Origin of the sequence: Amycolatopsis dendrobii (genome assembly GCF_014145675.1) — a bacterium.
GTDB classification, from domain to species: domain Bacteria; phylum Actinomycetota; class Actinomycetes; order Mycobacteriales; family Pseudonocardiaceae; genus Amycolatopsis; species Amycolatopsis dendrobii.
The window spans coordinates 267,976-287,705 of record NZ_JACGZW010000013.1; the positions used below are offsets into that span (position 1 = coordinate 267,976).

17 protein-coding genes are annotated in these 19,730 nt (G+C 72.3%); 13 read left to right on the top strand and 4 right to left on the bottom strand.

Features of this window, described 5'->3' with window-relative positions; all coding sequences use genetic code 11:
• Window positions 1-23: 23 nt before the first annotated feature.
• The 3 genes from pepN to H4281_RS35205 form a co-directional block, all read right to left on the bottom strand.
• Window positions 24-2,576, bottom strand: coding sequence for an aminopeptidase N (gene pepN / locus H4281_RS35195; protein WP_182895179.1), 2,553 nt, complete (start codon window positions 2,574-2,576; stop codon window positions 24-26).
• 223 nt (window positions 2,577-2,799) lie between these two features.
• Window positions 2,800-3,720, bottom strand: a complete 921-nt coding sequence (locus H4281_RS35200; protein WP_182895180.1) for an ornithine cyclodeaminase family protein — start codon at window positions 3,718-3,720, stop codon at window positions 2,800-2,802.
• Between the two features lie 12 nt (window positions 3,721-3,732).
• Window positions 3,733-4,833, bottom strand: a complete 1,101-nt coding sequence (locus tag H4281_RS35205) for a CaiB/BaiF CoA transferase family protein (protein WP_182895181.1) — start codon at window positions 4,831-4,833, stop codon at window positions 3,733-3,735.
• Window positions 4,834-5,281: 448 nt separating this feature from the next.
• Here H4281_RS35205 and H4281_RS35210 point away from each other — a divergent pair, with 448 nt between their 5' ends.
• The gene (locus H4281_RS35210; protein WP_220508280.1) at window positions 5,282-6,211 is read left to right on the top strand and encodes a ParB N-terminal domain-containing protein; all 930 of its coding nucleotides are present in this window, start codon (window positions 5,282-5,284) and stop codon (window positions 6,209-6,211) included.
• Between the two features lie 62 nt (window positions 6,212-6,273).
• Window positions 6,274-6,489: an MbtH family protein gene (locus H4281_RS35215; protein ID WP_182895182.1), complete on the top strand. Its 216-nt coding sequence runs from the start codon at window positions 6,274-6,276 to the stop codon at window positions 6,487-6,489.
• A gap of 53 nt (window positions 6,490-6,542) precedes the next feature.
• On the opposite strand, the gene H4281_RS35220 is transcribed toward H4281_RS35215, so the two are convergent.
• Entirely contained in the window at window positions 6,543-7,154 is a 612-nt protein-coding gene (locus tag H4281_RS35220) for a transglycosylase SLT domain-containing protein (RefSeq protein WP_182895183.1), read from the bottom strand.
• 172 nt (window positions 7,155-7,326) lie between these two features.
• Here H4281_RS35220 and H4281_RS35225 point away from each other — a divergent pair, with 172 nt between their 5' ends.
• From H4281_RS35225 to H4281_RS35270, 11 genes are all read left to right on the top strand, one after another.
• Window positions 7,327-8,358, top strand: coding sequence for an LLM class flavin-dependent oxidoreductase (locus H4281_RS35225; protein WP_182895184.1), 1,032 nt, complete (start codon window positions 7,327-7,329; stop codon window positions 8,356-8,358).
• Window positions 8,348-8,785, top strand: coding sequence for a nuclear transport factor 2 family protein (locus H4281_RS45260; RefSeq protein WP_220508281.1), 438 nt, complete (start codon window positions 8,348-8,350; stop codon window positions 8,783-8,785). The genes H4281_RS35225 and H4281_RS45260 overlap by 11 nt, the downstream gene beginning before the upstream one ends.
• A complete protein-coding gene (locus H4281_RS35230; RefSeq protein ID WP_220508282.1) occupies window positions 8,782-9,600 on the top strand; it encodes an alpha/beta fold hydrolase in 819 nt (272 codons plus the stop codon). Before H4281_RS45260 ends, H4281_RS35230 begins: the two co-directional genes overlap by 4 nt.
• Window positions 9,597-10,535 carry a DUF1028 domain-containing protein gene (locus H4281_RS35235; protein WP_182895186.1) on the top strand — a complete coding sequence of 313 codons (939 nt, stop codon included), beginning with the start codon at window positions 9,597-9,599 and terminating at the stop codon, window positions 10,533-10,535. The genes H4281_RS35230 and H4281_RS35235 overlap by 4 nt, the downstream gene beginning before the upstream one ends.
• Window positions 10,532-11,677: a M20 family metallopeptidase gene (locus tag H4281_RS35240; protein ID WP_182895187.1), complete on the top strand. Its 1,146-nt coding sequence runs from the start codon at window positions 10,532-10,534 to the stop codon at window positions 11,675-11,677. Before H4281_RS35235 ends, H4281_RS35240 begins: the two co-directional genes overlap by 4 nt.
• A 29-nt stretch (window positions 11,678-11,706) precedes the next feature.
• On the top strand, window positions 11,707-12,771 hold the full coding sequence (locus tag H4281_RS35245; protein ID WP_182895188.1) for an S-methyl thiohydantoin desulfurase family protein: 1,065 nt from the start codon (window positions 11,707-11,709) through the stop codon (window positions 12,769-12,771).
• A gap of 11 nt (window positions 12,772-12,782) precedes the next feature.
• Window positions 12,783-14,057 carry a hydantoinase/oxoprolinase N-terminal domain-containing protein gene (locus tag H4281_RS35250; protein ID WP_312872238.1) on the top strand — a complete coding sequence of 425 codons (1,275 nt, stop codon included), beginning with the start codon at window positions 12,783-12,785 and terminating at the stop codon, window positions 14,055-14,057.
• Complete coding sequence (locus H4281_RS35255; protein WP_182895190.1) at window positions 14,054-15,637, top strand: helix-turn-helix domain-containing protein; 1,584 nt, start codon at window positions 14,054-14,056, stop codon at window positions 15,635-15,637. The genes H4281_RS35250 and H4281_RS35255 overlap by 4 nt, the downstream gene beginning before the upstream one ends.
• Before the next feature lie 80 nt (window positions 15,638-15,717).
• Window positions 15,718-16,737, top strand: a complete 1,020-nt coding sequence (gene fgd, locus H4281_RS35260) for a glucose-6-phosphate dehydrogenase (coenzyme-F420) (protein WP_182895191.1) — start codon at window positions 15,718-15,720, stop codon at window positions 16,735-16,737.
• Between the two features lie 107 nt (window positions 16,738-16,844).
• Complete coding sequence (locus H4281_RS35265) at window positions 16,845-18,398, top strand: helix-turn-helix domain-containing protein (protein ID WP_182895192.1); 1,554 nt, start codon at window positions 16,845-16,847, stop codon at window positions 18,396-18,398.
• Window positions 18,399-18,449: 51 nt separating this feature from the next.
• Window positions 18,450-19,703: an activator-dependent family glycosyltransferase gene (locus H4281_RS35270; protein WP_182895193.1), complete on the top strand. Its 1,254-nt coding sequence runs from the start codon at window positions 18,450-18,452 to the stop codon at window positions 19,701-19,703.
• Window positions 19,704-19,730: the final 27 nt, after the last annotated feature.

Below are 19,730 nucleotides of genomic sequence, written 5' to 3' on the forward strand. Positions count from 1 at the left end.
GGTTTCCGGGTAGTCAGGGGGAGTCACGCCGCTTCGCGGTCGCGTTCGCGGGCGGCGAGCGGCCGCGCCAGCATTTCCGTCCGCAGTTCGAGGATCAGGCGGTGCAGCGCGGGCGGACGCGTCCCGGCGAGCCAGCCGTCCGCGGCGGCCAGGTTTTCCGGGGTCAGCTCCCAGCCGGGGAAGAGATGGACCACCGCGGGCAGCGCGCGCTCGCTGGAGCGCCGTTCCCAGACCTCGCCGATTTCTGCGAAGTAGCGGGCGCCGTACCCGGTCAGCAGTTCGTGCTGCGCGGGGTGGCGGAAGCCGCTGACGATCGCGTCGCTGACCGCGTTGGGCAGCTCGTCGTCGGTCAGCGCTCGGCGCCACGCCTCGGCTTTAGCTTCCGGATCGGGCAGCAGAGCACGGGCTTTCTCGGCCTGACGACGGCCCGCGGCGGTGTCGTCGAGCTGGAGCGCTTCGCCGATTTCCTTTTCGCCGCGGCGGCCGTGGGCGACCAGGGCTTGCAGCAGCCGCCAGCGCAGATCGGTGTCCACGGTCAGCCCGGCCAGCGGCGCGGTCCCGTCCAGCCAGCCGGTCAGGAGGTCGAGCAGCGCGTCCTCCAGCGGAGCGGCGGCCAGCGCGTTGACGAAGGTGAGCTGGCGGTCCGAGCCGGGCTCGGCGCCGTCGGCCAGTTTCCGGAGCACACCGGCGAATTCCGGCCATCCTCGCTGCTGTGCCCATGCGGGGTCGGCGTAGGAGCCGAGCGCGGTCCGCGCCTGGGCGAGCAGGGTTTCCACCACGCTCAGCTCGGTTTCGGCGGCGATGCCCCCGGCCACCAGCTTGACGTAGTCCCTCGCGCGGAACTCGGCCGCGCGCGTCATCTCCCAGGCGGCCGACCAGCAAAGACTGCGGGGGAGCGGGTCGGCGAGGTCGGCGATGCGGTCGATCAGCGCGGTCAGCGAGCGCGGGTCCAGGCGCAGGCCGCAGTAGGTCAGGTCGTCGTCGTTGACCAGCACCAGGTCGCCCGCGGCCTGCCCCGCCAGCTCCGGGACCTCGGTGCGTTCGCCGCTGACGTCCAGTTCGATCCGCTTGGCGCGCACCAGTTTCCCGGCGTCGTCGGACCGGTAGACGCCGACGGCGATCCGGTGCGTCCGGTGCTCGCCCGCCCCGGGTTCGGCACCGCTCTGCTCGACGGCGAAGCTGGTGAACCGGCCCTCGCCGTCGACCTCGTATCGCGGCCGCAGGGTGTTCAGGCCGGTGGTTTCCAGCCATTCGGCACTCCACCGCGACAGGTCGCGGCCGGATGTTTCTTCCAGCGCCGCCAGCAGGTCGGCGAGGGTGGCGTTGCCCCACGCGTGCCTGGCGAAGTACCGGCGGAGGCCGTCGAGGAAATCGTCCTGGCCGACATAGGCGACCAGTTGCTTGAGCACGCTGGCGCCCTTGGCGTAGGTGATGCCGTCGAAGTTGACCTCGACCGCGTGCAGGTCCGCGATGTCCGCGGCGATCGGGTGCGTCGACGGCAGTTGGTCCTGCTGGTACGCCCAGGCCTTTTCGACATTGGCGAAGCTGGTCCACGCGTTCTTGTACTCGGTCGCCTCGGTCAGGGCGAACACGCTGGCGAAGGTCGCGAACGACTCGTTCAGCCACAGGTCGTCCCACCAGCGCATGGTGACCAGGTCGCCGAACCACATGTGCGCCATCTCGTGCAGGAGTGTTTCGGCGCGCCTTTCGTAGGCGTAGTGCGTGACGCGCGAGCGGAATACGAAATCTTCGAGGACGGTGACCGTGCCGGCGTTCTCCATCGCGCCCGCGTTGAACTCCGGCACGAACAGCTGGTCGTACTTGGAGAACGGGTACGGGGTGCCGAATTTCTCGTGGTAGAAGGCGAAACCCTGTTTGGTCTCGGTGAACAGCCGCTCGGCGTCGAGGTGCTCGGCGAGCGAGGCGCGGCAGTAGAGGCCGAGCGGGATCTCTCCGTGCTGGTCGCGGTAAGTGTCGTGCCACGAGGCGAACGGACCCGCGACGAGCGCGACGAGGTAGGTCGGGAGGCGGCTGGTCGGGGTGAACACCGTGGTGACCGCGCCGTCCCCGGCTTCACGCGTGGTCGCGGGCCGGGTGTTGCCGATGACCGACCATTCGGCGGGCGCGGTCACTTCGAGGGTGAAGCTCGCCTTCAGATCAGGCTGGTCGAAGCACGCGAAGACGCGCTTGGCGTCGGCGGTTTCGAACTGGGTGTAGAGGTAGCCGGCGTCGTCGACCGGGTCGACGAACCGGTGCAGGCCCTCGCCGGTGTTCGTGTACCGGCATTCGGCGTGCACCACGAGCTCGTTGGCCTCCGCCAGTTCGGGCAGCGCGATGCCGTCCTCTTCGCGGTACCCGGACACATCGAGCGCGACGCCGTTGAGCGTGGCCGAACACACCCGGTCGGCGACCAGGTCGATCCAGCTCGGCTCGCGCCGCGCGCCGGAGAACCGGACCGTGGTGACCGACGAGAACGTCCCGCTCCCGGTCAAGTCGAGCACGACCCGGTAGGACTCGACGGCGAGCAAAGCCGCCCGCTGTTCGGCGGCGGCGCGGGACAGGTTGGGACTGGCCACGAAAACCCCTCGCTCGTGCGGTACCGGCACTCGTCAAACTAGCGAGGGAAATGCGTCCGGAAAACGGTTTCGATTGAACGCCAAATGAGACGCGGAAAACTGATAAGAATGCGAATCGGCGGCTTTTGCCCAGCGGGCTCGCTGTGTTGTCCGCCAAGCAGCACGGCAGCCAGGGGAGAGTCCCACGGGTCCGGCAACGCGGTGCCCGCTCGGCGGGTTTTGCTCAGTGGCGGGCGTGCTGTGCGAGCAACCGCGCGATGGCCCAGTCTTGTGCGGCGACGCCGACCGATTTGAACACCGTCCGCCCAGTCGCCTCCGGCGGCTCCGCCAGCGCGTTCCCGAGGTCGAGCACCCCTGAGCGTTCCAGCAACCCACGGTCCAGCGCATGCCGGATCTCCCCGGCGTCAGCGGCCGCGGCGAACTGGTCGACCAGCACCGTCGAAGCGGTGGCGAGCAATTCGGCGGGAAGTTCGCGCATGGACGCGCGGAACGAGCCGATCGCGTTGACGTGCACGCGTTCCGGCAACGCCGACAGCTCGAACAGCGGCTCCTCAGCCGACGTCGCGCAGCACACCACGTCGGCGCCCGCCACCGCCTCGGCCGCGCTCCCGGCCGCACGCACGCGCAGCCCCGGGAATTCGGCGGACAGCTCGTCCAGCAACGGCCCCACCCGCCGCGCGGTCCGGTTCCACACGGTCAGCTCGCTGATCTTCCGGACCGCCAGCACCGCGCGGACCTGGTCGGCTGCCTGGGCTCCGGCGCCCAGCAGGGCGAGCCGGTTCGCGTCCGGGGCGGCCAGCAGGTCGGTCGCGACCCCCGCCGCGGCGCCGGTGCGCAAGGCGGTGACCGCGCCCGCTTCGGCGGTGAGCTGGCCGCCGTCGTCGGTCCACACGAGCGTGGCGAGGATGGCGGGATCGCGGCCGAGCACCACGCCCGCGGTTTTCACCACGGCCGCGCCGCTGGGGCCGTGGTGCGCGGTCATCACCATGACCGCCTGGTCGTCGGTGCCGAGGACGAGCCGGGGCGGTTGCGAGAAATGCCCGGCGGCCAGCCCGGCGAATGCCTCGCGCACCGCGCTCACGGCCGCGGGCATGCCGACCGCCGCGCGGACGTCGGCGGCGCTGTAGTTCCCCAGTGCGGGCATGGAATTCCTCTTTCAGACGGCCCAGTCGCGCAGCACGGCTTCGTGATGCGCGCCGGGCGGCGGGGGCGCGGCGGGAGTGGCGGCGGCGGTCCGGGAGAACTCCGGAGCGGGCGAGGGCTGCCGGATCCCGTCGCGGGTGAAGAACCGGCCCCTGGCCCGGTGGTGCGGATGCGCGGCGACCTCGTCGAGCGAGAGGACCGGGCTGACGCACGCGTCGGTGCCCTCGAAGACCTCGGCCCAGTGGTCGCGCGGGTGTGCGGCGAACACGCCGGCGAACCGCGCGCGCAGCACCGGCCAGCCGTCCCGGTCCTGTTGCGCTGGCAGGTCTTCGCCGTCGAGGCCGAGTCCTTCGAGCAGCGCGCGGTAGAACTGTGCTTCGATGGCGCCGACGGCAACCCAGCGGCCGTCGCGGCAGGTATAGGTGTCGTAGAAGGGCGCGCCGCCGTCGAGCAGGTTGGCCGCGCGTTCGTCCTGCCACGAGCCGTAGCCGCGCAGCATCCAGATCATCTGCATCAGCAGCCCGGTCCCGTCGATCATCGCCGCGTCGACCACCTGGCCGAGCCCCGAGCGCTCCCGTTCCCACAGCGCCGCGAGCACCCCGGCGACCAGGAACAGCGAGCCGCCGCCGAAATCGCCGATCAGGTTGAGCGGGGGCGCGGGGCGGTCGCCGGTGCCGATCGCGTGCAGCGCGCCGGTGAGCGCGAGATAGTTGATGTCGTGGCCGGCCCGGTCGGCGAGCGGGCCGGTGCGGCCCCAGCCGGTGACGCGGCCGTAGACCAGCCGGGGGTTGCGGGCGAGGCAGTCGTGCGGGCCGATGCCGAGGCGTTCGGCCACGCCCGGCCGGAACCCTTCGAGGAGCACGTCCGCGCGTTCGGCGAGACGACGCGCCAGTGCGAGCCCCGCTTCCGACTTCAGGTCCGCGACCAGTGCCCGCCTGCCGCGCAGCAGGTGGTCCGGTTGCCCGCCGGCGAGGTCGAAACCGCCGCCGGGCCGGTCGATCCGGACCACGTCGGCCCCGAGATCGGCCAGCAGCATCGCGGCGTGCGGCGCGGGCCCGAGCCCGGCCAGTTCGAGGACCCGGAGCCCGGCCAGCGGGCCGGTCGGTGCGGTCACGGCGGATCCTCCTCGGTCCGGTCGATCATCCTCCCGTTCCTAGCCGAGCCCGCGCGTCGTGTCCAGGGTGGACTGATCGCGACGGCGATTGTCGTTTCGCCGCAACGCGAATCACTCGGACAGCCTAGTCGGTTCGCCGCTCCGGCGACGCTGCGTGGAGGGGGCGACCGTTGTTGCGGGGGCGGGAATCCCGTTGCTAGTCTCGGATTGTGAGCATGCCTTGACATGGCGGGGCCCGGGGGCTCGGGGGGACATGGCTTGGTCTGGGGCCTGGGGGCCGTTCGCCGGGAGCGTGCCGGCGCCGCGTCCGCCGGATTCCTCGAACCACGAGTTTTCCCTTCTAGTTCCGGGAACCGACGAGTCCTGTGGGGTGCCGATGATGCGGGCGGATGGCGGTGCGTCGGGAGGCTGCGCGGACTGGGTCCGGGCCGAGCTCGACGGATGCCCGGTGGAACCGGTGGCGGTCGCGGACCTGTCGGTCGCGGGTTCGCCGCGGCGGGCGGGCGAGGACGAAGCGCACGTGGAGGCGCTGGCCGAGGCGGACGGAGAGCTGCCGCCGATCCTGGTGCACGTCCCCTCGATGCGCGTGATCGACGGCGCGCACCGGGTGCGCGCGGCGCGGGCACGCGGGAACACGCACGTCGCGGCGCGCTGCTACCGCGGCAGCGAGGCGGACGCGTTCGTGCTGTCGGTGTGCCTCAACACCGCGCACGGGCTGCCGCTGACCCGGGCGGACCGGCGGGCGGCCGCGCAGCGCATCCTCGCCTCGCACGCGCAGTGGTCGAACCGGCGGATCGCCGCGGCGGCCGGACTGGCCGCGGGCACCGTCGCGGCGCTGCGCGAGCGTTCGACCGACGAGGATCGGCAGTCGAACAAGCGGGAGGGCCGCGACGGCCGCCGCAGGCCGGTCGACGCGGCGGCGGGCCGCAGGCTGGCCGGGAAGCTGCTGGCGGAAGACCCGCAGGCCTCGCTGCGCTCGATCGCGCGCCGGGCCGGGGTTTCGCCCGCGACCGTGCAGGACGTGCGGCGCCGGCTGGCGGCCGGGGACGACCCGGTGCCCGCGCAGCGGAGGGCCCGCGAGCGGCCCGCCGCCGAGAGCCGGGCGTGGCAGGTGTCGGCGGAGGAACTGCGGCAGTCGCTGGAACAGATGAAGCGGGACCCGGCGCTGCGCTTCAGCGAAACCGGCCGCGGCCTGCTGCGGTGGCTCGACCGGCATGCCGGGGGCATGGGCGAGTGGGCGGAGCACGCTCGTTCGGTGCCGAGCCACAGTGCGTCGCCGGTGGCGAATTTCGCGCGGATGTATGCGGCGGCGTGGTCGGATCTGGCGGCGTTGCTGGAGGACGATTCCCCGGTTGACTGGGAAGCGGCGCGGTGCTGAACGCTGGCTGCCGTCCGCGGTGCTCCGCTAGAAAGGGCGCAACCGCGAGAAAGGCGCTGGCGATGAGCGACCCGTTCGATCAGGAAGACGGCGTGTTCCTGGTGCTGGCCAACGACGAGGGGCAGCATTCGCTGTGGCCCGCTTCGGCGGCCGTGCCCAGCGGCTGGACGAAGGTCCACGGCGAGGCGAGCCGCCAGGACTGCCTGGACTACGTCGAGGAGCACTGGACCGATCTGCGGCCGAAGTCGCTGGCCGAGGAGATGAACCGCGTCCGGTGACGCCGGTCCGGGCCGGGGCCGGACGTCCGTCTTCCGGCGAGGCGTGAAGCCGTTCACGGCTCGCCGAGTGCCTTGCCCGCCTTGGCCCAGTTCTCGCGCAGATTGTCCAAATAGGACTGAGCCTGCGCGCCCGGCTTGGTCCCGCGCGCGAAGCTCTTCATCGCGGCCGGCCCCGCGTTGTAGCCGAGCGCGAGCAGTTCGTCGGGGGTGATCGAGCCGGACCGGTGTGCGGGCAGTTGCCCGGCCAGGTCGTGCAGGTACCAGGATTCCGCCTGGATCGCCAGGTCCGGGTCGTCCGGCAGCTGGTCCCACGAGCGTCCCGCGAACGCGCGGCCCTTCTTCGTCGCGTTGAAGGTCGCCTCGTGCATGTTCGCCACCCCGAACGCGGCACCCGGTTTCAGCCGCTGCCAGGCGCGTTCGAGAGCCGGATCGTGCGGTTTGTACGACTCGTTGAAGAGAATCGCCATGACCAGCCGAGGGGATGCTCCCGCCTCCTTCGCCCGGGTCCAGACGATGGGGGCGAACCGCGCCGGGTCGTAACTCCCGCTGGGGGCGGAGGTGGTCGGGGGCGCGGGTTCCGGCCGGCTTACGGGGCTGGTGCAGGCGGCGAGACACAGCCCCAGCATCGCCGCTGACAGCCAGGTCCGCCAATGTCGCTCGCGCATCGTCTCCGCCTTCCTGCTGCTTCCACCTTGGCAGAAAACCGGCGCGTCGGTGGTGCACCGTGCACTGTCGCGTTTCGGCCGTTTCGTCGCCGTGCCCGAAGCGCCGGGACCGGTGCGGTTCCTAACGTCGAGCCCAACGTTGTGATCCAGCCCGCACGACAGGAGCCCGCCGATGACCCACCCTTCCCGCAGCCGGCTGGGAGTGCTGCTCGGCAGCACCACTCCGCCCGAACAGATCGGCGCACAGGCCGCGGCCGCGGAAGCCGCCGGTTTCGGGGAATTGTGGCTGCCGGAGGACTACTTCTTCCTCGGCGGCATCGCGGGCGCGGCGCTCGCGCTCGGAGCGACGTCGCGGGTCCCGGTCGGGATCGGGGTCGTGTCGTCGGTCGTCCGGCATCCGGCGTTGCTGGCCATGGAAATCAGCACGCTGGCCCGCGCATACCCGGGCAGGCTGATGCCCGGGATCGGGCACGGCGTCCCGGCCTGGACCGCGCAGATGGGCCTGACCCAGCGGTCGCCGATGAGCGCCCTGCGCGAAACCCTCACCGCCGTCCGAGGGCTGTTGCACGGCGAGACGATCAACGAGGAGGGCCGGTTCGCCGCCTTCCGCGAGGTCGCGCTCACGCATCCGGTCGCCGGGCCGGTGCCGCTGTTCACCGGGGTGCTCGGGGACAAGGGGCTCGACCTGACCGGCCGGCTGGCGGACGGCCTGCTCGTCAGCGCGCTCGCACCGGTCGAGTACGTGCGGAGCGCGCGGCGCAAGCTGGACGAGGCCGCGCGCGCAGCCGGGCGGGACGAGCGCATCACGATCACCGTCCTTGCCGCGGCCAACGTGACGCGGGATCCGGGACAGGCGGCTGCCACGAGGGAAGCGCTCAAGGCGGTTCTCGCCTTTTACCTCGCCGCGACGGGCCCGGGGCCGTTGTTCGGTGCGGTCGGCGCCAACGAGCAGCTCGCGGACCTGCTTTCCCGCGGCGGTCCCGAGACGGTCGCGGCGGAGATGCCGGACGAGTGGCTCGACGTCTTCGGCGTCGTGGGCGGGCAGGACACCGCGCGGGCCCGCCTCAAGGAATACCTCGACGCGGGCGCGGACAACGTCGCCATCGCGACCGTCGTCGCCGACGGCGCGGAAGAAACTCTCGCCGCGGTCGGAGAACTGACCGGCGAATTCACCCACGGAAAGGGCACGACCCATGAGCACTGACCTCGAGCGGATCCTCGAAGTGCACCAAGGCTGGTACGAGGCGAACATCGGCCTCGTCGCCGACCGGATGCTGCGGTACTTCCCGGAGGGCGGCGGCTACCACCAGTTCAACCTCAACGGCCACACCTACCACGGCGTGCTGGACAAGCACCGCCTGTGGGTCAACGCCGCGAAGATCGGGCTGAGCATCACCGCGATCAAGGACACCGTCGGCCCGGACGTCCAGGTTTTCGGCGACGTCGCGCTGCTCACCGCGGAAGGAACCGCGGACGTGCTGGCTCCCGGCCGGCAGGACGCGGTCCCGACCCCGTTCCGCACCACCGAGTTCTTCCGCCGCGACGACGGCAAGGGCGGTCCGGACTGGCGGATCTGGCACATGCACGTCAGCGTCCAGGACCCGCAGATGCCCAAGCACGGTACGGAATGAGCAGGGTCTTGCATCGCGTCAGCGTCGAGGGGCCGACCGGCCGGCTGTCAGTGCTGCGCACGGCGGACGACCGGCCGGGCGTCCCGCTCGTGCTCCTGCATCCGATCAACTCCGCGGCTGTCGTCTGGGAGGACGTCGCCGCCCGGCTCGACCGGCCCGTCGTGGCTCCGGACCTGCGCGGGCACGGGAACTCCGGGCGGACCGGACCGTTCACCGTCGAAGACGGCTACGTGCCGGACGTCCTGGCGGTCCTCGACGCTCTCGGCCTGGACGAGGCGCATCTGGCCGGCGGGTCGCTCGGCGGCACGATCGGCGTCGCGCTGGCCGCCCTGCACCCCCGGCGGGTGCGCAGCGTCGCGACCTTCGGTTCGACGCTGGGCACCGGCGTTCCGGCCGAAGCGATCGCCGCGATGGTGCGCGAACTCGAGGCAGCCGGGACCGCCGGGTATTTCGCCGGTCAGGTGCCCGAGATCGTCGGCCGGGAACACCGCGACTCGGCGAGAGTCCGGGAGGTGATGGCGGAAGCCGTCGGCACCCGGCCGACGAGCGTGGTCGCGGAAATCCTTTGTGGAGCGTTCGGCGCGGACATCCGGCACCTGGCGGGAAAGGTTGCCACGGCAGGGATTCCGGTGCTTGCGGTGGCCGGAACCGAGGATCCGACGTGCCCGCCCGCGATGTCGCGCGAACTCGCCGAAGCCACCGGCGGCGCCGCGAAGGAGCTGGACGGAACGGGTCACCTGCCGATGCTCGAGGAAACCGGCCAGGTGGCAGACCTCCTCCGGGACCACCTCGCGCGGGCGGAAGGAAATTCGTGACGTACTCGATCGTCGCGCGCGATCCGGTCACCGGATGTCTCGGGGTCGGGGCCCAGACCCACTTCTTCGGCGTCGGCACGTTGCTGCCGCGGGCCGAGGCGGGCGTCGGCGCGGTGGCCACCCAGGCGTTCGTCAATGTCGATTATGGACCTCGCGGCCTGGAGTTGCTGCGCGCAGGCGTACCCGCACCGTCCACTGTGGATATCCTGGTGGCCGGGGACCCGGATTCCGCATACCGCCAGCTGGGAATCGTCGACGCGCGAGGCTCGGTGGGGGCCCACACCGGCGAGTCGTGCGCGCCGCACACCGGGTCCGCGCGCGGGCATCAGGTTACGGTGCAAGGGAATATGCTGGCCGCTCCAGGCGTGTGCCAGGCCGCGCTCTCCGCCTTCGAGACCGCGGACGGCGACCTCGCCGACCGTATCCTCGCCGGGCTTCAGGCCGCGGACGGCGCCGGGGGAGACGTGCGAGGCGCCCAATCGGCGGCACTGCTGGTCGTGTCCGGCCGACGCGGTCCGACGCCGTGGAACGAGGTGGTCGTCGATCTCCGCGTCGACGACCACCCGGACCCGCTCGCCGAACTGTCCCGGCTGCTTCCGCGTTCGCGGGCCTTCGGCGCGGTCGGCGAAGTGATGTTCGCGCGCGGCTTGACGCTCGGTCCGTTCGAGGGCGTCGCCCCGGACGAGCTGGACGCACGGCTGAGCGGCCTCGCTTCAGCGGCGGAGGTCATCGGGCCGGACAACCGCGAGGCCGACTTCTGGCGCGCGATTCTGCTCGCCCGCGCCGGACGGCGCCGGGAGGCCGCCGGCCTCTTCGCGGAGGTGGCGGCGTTCCGGCCCGCGTTGCTGGGATTCGCGAAAGGCCTTGCCCCGCTGGGTTTTCTCGACGCCGAAGCCCTCGCCGCGATGACCGCACACCTCGAGGAGCCCGCATGAACGCCGCAGCCGCCGTCCGAGCCGCGCGGGTGACCGAACTGGCCGCGGACCTGATCCGGTGCGACACGCAGAACCCGCCGGGCGGGGAACGGCCGGCAGCCGAACCGCTGTGCCGGGTCTTGGCGGAGCTGGGCGCCGAGGTCGAGATTTTCGAGCCCGAACCGGGCCGTCCGTCGATCCTGGGCCGCATCGGGTCCGGCGACGGCCCCACGCTGCTGGTCAACGGGCACGTGGACGTCGTTCCAGTGTCCGAAGAGGACTGGTCGGCGCCGCCGTTCGGCGGGCTGGTGCGCGACGGGCTGCTCTACGGCCGTGGCGCCTGCGACATGAAGGGCGGGATCGCCGCGGCGCTCGAAGGGATGCGCGCCTGCCGCGACGCCGGAATCGTGCCGCCCGCGAATGTCGTCTTCCACCTCGTGGCGGACGAGGAGACCGGCGGCCGGGCCGGAACCGAGGCGCTGGTCGCGGCCGGGCTGGTGCACGCCGACGCGGCCGTCGTGCCCGAACCCAGCGAACTGCGGGTCGGGGTGGCCGAGCGCGGCTCGCTGATGGTGGAGATCGTGGTGCGCGGCCGGGCCGGGCACGGCAGCGATCCGGCGGCCGGGCACTCCGCCGTCGCCGACGCCGCGCGGATCGTCTCGGCGCTCCACCTCGCCGACTTCGGCGACCGGGCGCATCCGCTCCTGGGCACGCCCACCGCGAACGCGGGAACCATCGCGGGCGGCACCGCGGTCAACATCGTGGCCGCCGAATGCCGGCTGCGGATCGACCGGCGGGTGCTGCCCGGCCAGACCCGGAACGAGGCGCTGGCCACCGTGACCGGGCTGATCGACGCCGCGGGCGAATTCGACTACGACGCGGACGTGCTCGCCTTCGCCGAGGGCTCCGAACTGGACCCGGAACACCCGTTCGTCGCCGAGGTCCGGCGGGCAGCGGACGACGCGCCGGTGCGCGGGCTGAAACTCGGCACGGACGCCCGGTTCCTGCGCAATCGGCTCGGCATCCCGACGGTCGTGTACGGGCCTGGGTCGATGACGGTCGCGCACACCGCCGACGAGTACGTGCCGGTCGCCGAACTGACCGCCGCCGCCCGCGCGTTCGCCCGGCTGTATGCCGGTTTCCGGGGTGTCGCGACCGCCTGAGCAGCCACGACGCCGGTTAAGGTTGGCACATGGAGCACGTCGCCGAGTCCGCGATCGACGACGTGGTGCGCGGAGCCGTGCACTTCGGGAGCGGAGGCGGCGGCGACCCGTACCTGGCGCAGCAGCTCCTGGTCGCGGCCGTCCGGCGGCATGGGCCGATCCCGCTCGGCACGGCAGGCGAACTGGACCCGGACGCCCTCGTCCTCCCCGTGGTGTCCGGCGGAACCCCGCACACGCTCGTCGAGAAGGCGCACAGCACCGCCGAGGCGGAGACGCTCCGGAAAGCCGTCGAAGCACGCGCCGGGCGCGAGTGCGCGGCGGTCCTGCCGATCCAGCTCGGCAGCGTGAACGTGGCCGTCCCGCTGACAGTCGCGGCCGAACTCGGGCTGCCGTGCCTCGACCTCGACCTGATGCGCCGCACGCTGCCCTCGATCGACCTGACGCTGCTGCGGCTGGCCGGGTTCTCTGCCTCGCCGATCACCGTCGTCGGCGGCTCGGGCATCGTCGCCGAGTTCAGCCAAGGCACCGACGCGGTGCTCGGCGAGCTGGTGCGGGCCGTGCTGCCGCCGCTGGGGCTCGTGGCGCTGATCAGCGCGTATCGGGTGACCGCGGGGGACTGCGCGCGGCTCGGCGCCGTCGGGTCGATCAGCGAATGCGCCAGGATCGGAGCGGCGCTCGCCGAGGCCGGAACCGACGCGTACCTGCGCGCCTGCGGCGGGCGCCTCGTGTGCACCGGGACCGTCGCCGAGGTCCTGCAGCATTCCTCGGACGGCTGGCCGCGCGGCGTCGTTTCCCTCGACACCCCGGCGGGTTTCGTGCGGATCGACTTCCAGAACGAGAACCTGATCGTCAGCCGGGAAGGCACGGTGCTGGCCACGGTCCCGGACCTGATCGGCGTCGCGGACGCGGACACGGGCGCGCTGACGCAGACCGTCGACCTGGTCGCGGGCCAGGAAGTGCATGTGATCGCCAGCCCGGTCGACGACCGGTGGCACACGCCAGAAGGGCACGCGGCGGCCGGGCCGCGCGCGTTCGGCTACGCCGTCGACCCGGTGCGGTTCGACGGTTCGACGCCCTTGGCCGGTGTCCGATGAGCCGGTTGCGAGTGGGCATTGACGCCGTCGCCGCCCGCGCCGTGGCGCTGGACGAAGCGGGCCGGATCGTGGCGTCCCACCGAGGAATTCCCGGAACCGGCTCGCCGCCGGGATTGCTCGACGCGCTCCTCGCGGAGGTCGAGGCCGAAGCGGTCGACCGGGTCGTGGCGATCCTGCCGGAGCCCGTGCCCGCCGTGGCGGCATCTCGCGTCGGCGTCCTGCGCATCGGCGGCGCGACCGCGCTGCCGCCGCTCGTGGGCTGGCCGGTCGAGCTGTCCGGCGCGCTCGCGGGACCGGTCGCGATGGTGCGGGGCGGGCACGAATACGACGGCACGGCATCGGCTCCGCTGGATCTCGCCGCGGTGACCGAATTCGCCCGCCGGTGCGCCGGAACCGTCCGCGCGGTCGCGGTCGCCGGAGTCCACGGGCTGGAGAATCCCGACCACGAACAGCGGGCCGCGGCCGTCCTCGCCGACGTGCTCGGGCCGGACGTCCCGGTGCTCAAAGGCAGCGAGACCGAGGCGATCGGGCTGCTGGAGCGGGAGAACACCGCCGTGCTCGACGCGGCCCTGGCCGAGTCCGCCCGCGCCCGGATCGGCGAACTGGGCGCCGCGGTTCGGAACCACAATCCCGCGGCGGAGCTGTATTTGGTGCGCGGCAACGGAACCGTGCTGCCCGAGCCGGCCGCGCAGCGGCACGCGACGGCCTGCCTCGGAGCAGCCCAAGCGGCGTTGCTGCACGGTGCCGCCCGGCTGGCCGGAGTGCCCGCGGCCGTGGTGGCCGACGCGACCGGCGACCAGACCGTCGTCGGGACGACCCGCGGTGGTTTGCTCCCCGAATCGAGCGCACACCGGGAATTCGGCGGCGTCCGGATCGGCTCGCGGCTTCCGCGGCTGACGGTGGCGGATCGCTCGATGTCCGTCGCCGCGGCGGTCGCCCGCGCGCGGTACGGATCCGCCGATCTCCCCGTCGTGCTCGTCGGAGACCGGTCCCTGCCCGACGCGATCCGGCCGCCGGACGGCGATCTCGCGGCCGCCGCGGGCGCGGCTGGCGCGGAAGCGGCGGGCTCGGTCGACCGGATCTTCTGGCAGGGCGCCGGCGGACGCGAAGATTCGGCGGCCCGCGCCCGCCAGCTGGCCCGCGATGCCGCCGTCCGCGCCGGCGCCGATCCGCGCACCCTGCGGGAAACCCCGGTGAAGGAGGCGCTGATGACCTACGTTCCGGTGCCGGCCGCGCGCCTCCAGACGACCGCGGTGGGGCCGATCCTGGAACCGGCCGCGCCATGACGGTGACCCTCGCCCAGCTGCTGGACCTGGACCTGATCGGGCACTGCGAGGTGCTCGCGGGCGAGACCGGGCTGAAGAGGCCCGTCGGGGCGGTCGTCGCGGGTTCCGCGGTGCACGAGATCGCCGAACTCGCGCCGCGCAGCGTCGCCGTGTTCGGCCGGGAACAGCTCGTTCTCGACGATCTCGCCGCGGACCTCGCGATCCGGCTGGCGGGCAGCGCGGGCCTGTCCGGGATCATCGCGGCCCGCCCGCACCGGCCGGTGCCGTTCGCGACCCGCAGGCTCGCCGACCGCTTGGCGCTGCCGCTCATCGGCGTCGAGGACATGACCCCGACCGGGGTGATCACCGCGTTCGAGCCCTACGTCAGCGCCCCGGAAATCGCGGGCCTGCGCGTGCTCGGCGACGCGTCCCGCCGGTTCCAGCGCCCGCCCGCCGACGCGCACGCGCTCACCACGCAACTCTCGGCGACGCTCGGCGAACCGGTCGCGCTCGTCGATGCCGAAGCCCGTTTCGTGGCCGGTGCTCCGGAGGCACACGCGCTGCTCGTCAGCTGTGCCGACCCCGCCTTGCTGGCCGATTCGCGGCCGGTCGCCCTGACCGTCGGGACCGACGGCGAGCTGATGCTGCACCCGGTCCAGGTCGTCACGACCGGACCCGCGGTCTACTGGATCGCGGTGCGACGGCCCCGCTTCGCCGCCGGAGTGCTGCTCGAACCGGTCCGGCGCGCGATCGCGATCGCGGCGCTGTCGTTCGCGGTGCACGTGGCCGGGGAGGCGGTCCGGGACGAACGCGAACACCGGCGCCGTTCGCTCCTGCTCAGCGAAATCCTCGAACAGCCCGGCGAACCGGGACGCCGCACCGTCGAACGGGCCACCGCACTCGGCTGGCGGCTGGCCGGACGGCACACCGCGGTCCAGGTGCAGGCGGCGGCTGTGCCGTCCGCACTCCGGATGTCCGCGCTGGGCACGGAATTGGAGGCACAACTGGCCGAGCACGGCGTCGCCGCCACGCTGGTCGAACGCGCCGAAGGATGGCTGTTCTGGCTGACTTCGGACGCGCGGGCCGAGGATCCCGGCCCGTTGCTCGACCGGCTCGCCAGGACGCTCGCCGCCGTCGAAGCGGAGCATCCGGGCTTGCGGCTGTGCGCCGGGGTGGGCCGGGCGCACACCGGAGCGGCGGGCATCGGCCGCTCCGCCGAACAGGCGCGCCGCGCGGCGTTGCTGGCCCACACCTCGCACCGCCGGGCGGTCGTCGAGCACATCGACGCCGGAAGCGCCCGGAAACTGATCGCAGGCTGGTACGGCTCGGCCCCCTTGCGCGGTGCGGCAGCCGACTTGCTCGCTCCCCTGGAAGAGGCGGATCCTTCTGGCGGTCTGGTTCGGACGTTGCGCTGTTACCTGGATTTCCAGTCTTCGGCGAAGGCCGCTGGGGCCGCGCTCGGGGTTCATCGGAACACGGTGATGCAGCGGATGGAGCGGATCTCCGAGCTGCTGCCGGTCGATCTGGGTGATCCGGACGACCGGCTGGCGGTGCATTTGGCGACGCGCGCGGCGGGCATCGATTGGGACGAACCCGGCTGACGTCGAGCACAAGACAGCGAACCGCCCTTCGTCCGCCGTGCACGATGACCTCGTGCCGCCAACCGGGTTGAGTGTCCGGAATGGACACACGCACCGCGGGAATCACCGTTGGCTACAAGGCATCCGCCGAGCAGTTCGGGCCGCGTCACCTGGTGGACCTGGCCGTCCTCGCCGAAGAGCGGGGCTTCGACTCGGTCCTGGTGAGCGACCACTACCAGCCCTGGCGGCACCGGCACGGGCACGCGCCGTTCTCGATGGCCTGGCTCGCCGCGGCGGGGGAGCGGACCGAGCGGGTCCGGCTCGGCACCAGCGTGCTGACCGCGACCTTCCGCTACCACCCGGCCGTGGTGGCGCAGGCCTTCGGCACGCTCGGCGCGCTCTTTCCCGGACGCGTCCTGCTCGGCCTCGGCACCGGCGAAGCGCTCAACGAGGTCGCGGTCGCCCGCATGGAATGGCCCGGCTTCAAGGAACGTTTCGCCCGCCTGCGCGAGGCGATCGACCTCATCCGTCGCTTGTGGACAGAGGAGCGGGTGAGTTTCGACGGCGAGTACTACCGAACCGAAAACGCGACCGTCTACGACCGTCCGCCGCACCCGGTGCCCGTCTACGTCGCGGCAGGCGGTCCGGTGGTGGCGAAATACGCCGGACGGACGGCGGACGGCTTCATCTGCACCAGCGGCAAGGGCATGGAGCTCTACACGGAGAAGCTCCAGCCCGCTGTCGACGCCGGAGCCGAACAGTCCGGCCGCGCACCCGCGGACGTCGCGCGCTCGATCGAGATCAAGCTGTCCTACGACACCGATGCCGAGACGGCCGTCGCGAATACCAGGTTCTGGGCACCGCTGTCGCTGACCGCCGAACAGAAGCACGGCATTTCCGACCCTGTCGCCATGGAACGCGTCGCCGACGAACTCCCGATGTCCCAGATCGCGTCCCGGTGGATCGTCTCCTCGGATCCGGACGAGGTCGTCGAACGGATCCGCCCGTACGTCGACGCGGGCTTCACCGACCTGGTGCTGCACGCGCCCGGCGACGATCAAGCCCGTTTCCTCGACCTGGCCCGGCAGGATCTCCTGCCTCGGTTGCGCGGGCTGGGCTGAGAGCCCTGCCGAGCGGTCTTCGCAGTGCGGTGAGCCCACTGACGGCGCTCCGGCCGCTGCTTAGCCTTCCCCCGACGCAGCGTGGCGCGGACGGAAGGAGCGGCCCGATGACGGCAGTCGGCACCCGGCCAGGAGAACCGATCGCCGCCGATCTCCCTCCGCCGGACGGGATGATCCGGCTGCCGCTCCTGGTCAGCGCGCGACGCGGCTGGTTCAGCGTGGCGGCGCCGGCGTCGGGCCTGGACCGTCCGCTGGCCGGGGCGATCCCGTGGGACCCGGCCCGGCTGCCGGGCCGTCATCAGCTGGTGCTGATGACGAACCCCCGCCTGGCCGCCGACGACCTGGCGCAAGCCCTGACCGCTGCTGGTCGGGCGGGAGCCGCAGCTCTCGTCGTACGCGAGGGCGCCCTGCCGGCGGAAGCCGACCTCGCGACCGCCGCCGTGCCGGTTCTCGTGGCGGCGGAACAGATCGAATGGGCGGAGATCGGCACGGTAGTGCGATCCTTGCTGTCCGGTGCCAGGTTCGGCGGCGTGACGCCGACCGCGGCCGGTCTTTGCGATCTCGCCGAAAGCGCGGCCCTCGCACTCGGCGGTGCGGTCGTGGTCACCGACGCGGCCTTCCGCGTACTCGCGTTCGGTTGCGGCGAATCCGTGGACGCGCTCACCAGCGAAATGGTGCTCGCCCGGCGTGTTCCGGCGGAGTTGCGGAAGCGCCTCGCTCAGGTGCGAAGCGTCGCGCGCCTCGACCTCCCGGACGCGGGCCCGCGCTGGGCCGCTCCGATCCGCTCCGGCACAACGATCGGCGGCTATGTCCTGTGCGCGCCGCGGGGGGAGACGTCCGTGGCGCAGGTGCTGAGCGACCTGTCGGCGGCAGCCGCTGCCTGGTTCATCGACGAACCCGCCGGGCGAGACGACGAGGACGCCATCCGCGCCGAACTCCTGCGCGGACTGCTGACCGGTCCGGGATCGCTCGAAGCGCTGACCGAACGACTCGGCACTTCGCGGCGATGGCGGCTCGCCGCCCTCGGCGAGATCACTCCCGATCGCGAGGGTGCGCTGGCCCGCTGCGCACGGATGCTGAACCCGAACGCGGCGACGGCGACACTGGGTTCCCTCCTGTTCGTCCTGTTCCCCTCGACGCCTGATCCGGGACCCGCCGATTTCGCCGAACGCCTGCGACGGCGCGCGTCGACGACCACGCCGCTGGTTGCGTGCCTCGGCCGCCCCTGCGCCACCGCCGCCGAAATCCGCGCCGAACTAGATCCGCTCCGGCACGCTTCGCGCGTCCTGACCGCACCAGCCACCGCCCATCTGACGGACCTGCTCCCGCACGTCCTGATCTCCGAACTCGCGGAACTCGCCGCCGAACGCCCAGCCCTGCTCGACGGCTCCCTCGACGTCCTCCGCCGCGACTCCTCCCCGCGCGGCGCCGAGTACCTGAACACACTCCGCTGCTGGTTCGACGCCGGCGGCGACGCCACCCGCGCCGCAGCCGCCCTTCGCATACACCGCAACACTTTCCGCTACCGGCTGCACCGCATCGAAGAACTGTGCGCGGTCGACCTCGACGACCCCGTGCAGCGCTTCACGATCGAACTGCAGACGCGGCTTTTGGCGTCGCCCCTAGCCAGCCGGCTAGGGGTGGAGGCGAAATCGGACTGATCGGTATGTTTTGCCGCGTTCCGGATCGCACCGCCCGCGGGGGAGAGTGGCATGAAGGTTCTGTTCACGACGTTCGCGGCGAACGCGCACCTGTACAACCTGGTGCCGATGGCGTGGGCGCTGCGCGCGGCCGGGCACGACGTCCGGGTCGCCGCGCAGCCGGACCTGGCCGACGCGATCGTCGCGACCGGACTGCCCGCCGTCGCGGTCGGCCCGGTGCTGAACCTGGGCGGACGGAGCGGCAACGACCAGGAACGGCCCGCCGGAAAGACCGTCTTCGACTGGGAATTCGACATCACCGAGACCCGGGAGGACCGGCTCACCCTGGACTACGTCCGCGGCGTGTTCACGACGTGGTGCTCGATCGCGCTGGACGAACTCTCCAGCGACGCGGCGCTCGACGACCTGGTCGGGTTCGCCCGGTCCTGGCAGCCGGACCTGGTCGTCTGGGACGCCTTGACGTACATGGGCCCGATCGCCGCGCGAGTCACCGGCGCCGCGCACGTCCGGATGCTCTTCGGCCTCGACCACTGGGCCCGCATGCGCGCCCTTTTCGCCGGCCTGGGCGGCGCCGGGGGAGCCGACCCGATGGCGGAATGGCTGTCGGGCAAGCTGGAACGGCACGGCTGCGCGTTCGACGAGGAACTCGTCCTCGGCCAGCGCACCCTGGACCCGCTCCCGCCGTGGACCCGGTTCCCGACCGGCGCGGACTACCTCCCCGTGCGGCACGTCCCCTACAACGGCCCCTCGGCGGTGCCGTCGTGGCTGTCCGAACCGCCCGCCCGGCGCCGGGTCTGCGTCACCCTGGGCATGTCCCGCCGCGACCTGTGGGGCGACGACCAATTCTCGGCCGGCGACCTCTTCGCCGCGGTGGCCGGCCTGGACGTCGAGGTGATCGCGACGTTGACCGCCCGGCAAGCCGGATCGGCGTCGGCAGTGCCGGACAACGTGCGGCTGTTCGACTTCGTCCCGCTGGACGCCCTCCTCCCGACCTGCACCGCGGTGCTCCACCACGGCGGCGCGGGCACGATCGGAAACGCCGTGGTGCACGGGGTGCCGCAGCTGGTGATCCCGGGAAACATGTGGGACAAGGCGGGGTTGGCCGACCTGCTGGCCGGTCAAGGGGCAGGATTGGTGCTGGAACATGATCAGGTGACTGCCGGGCAGCTGCGGGCGCAGTTGTCGCGGTTGCTTGACGAGCCTTCGTTTGCCGCGTCTGCGGAGAAGGTGCGTGCGGAGGTGCTGGAAATCCCTGCGCCCGCGCAGATCGTGCCGGAGCTGGAACGGCTGGCGGGCGCCCGGTAGTGACGGTCGCTGGTTGGCGGCGGACAT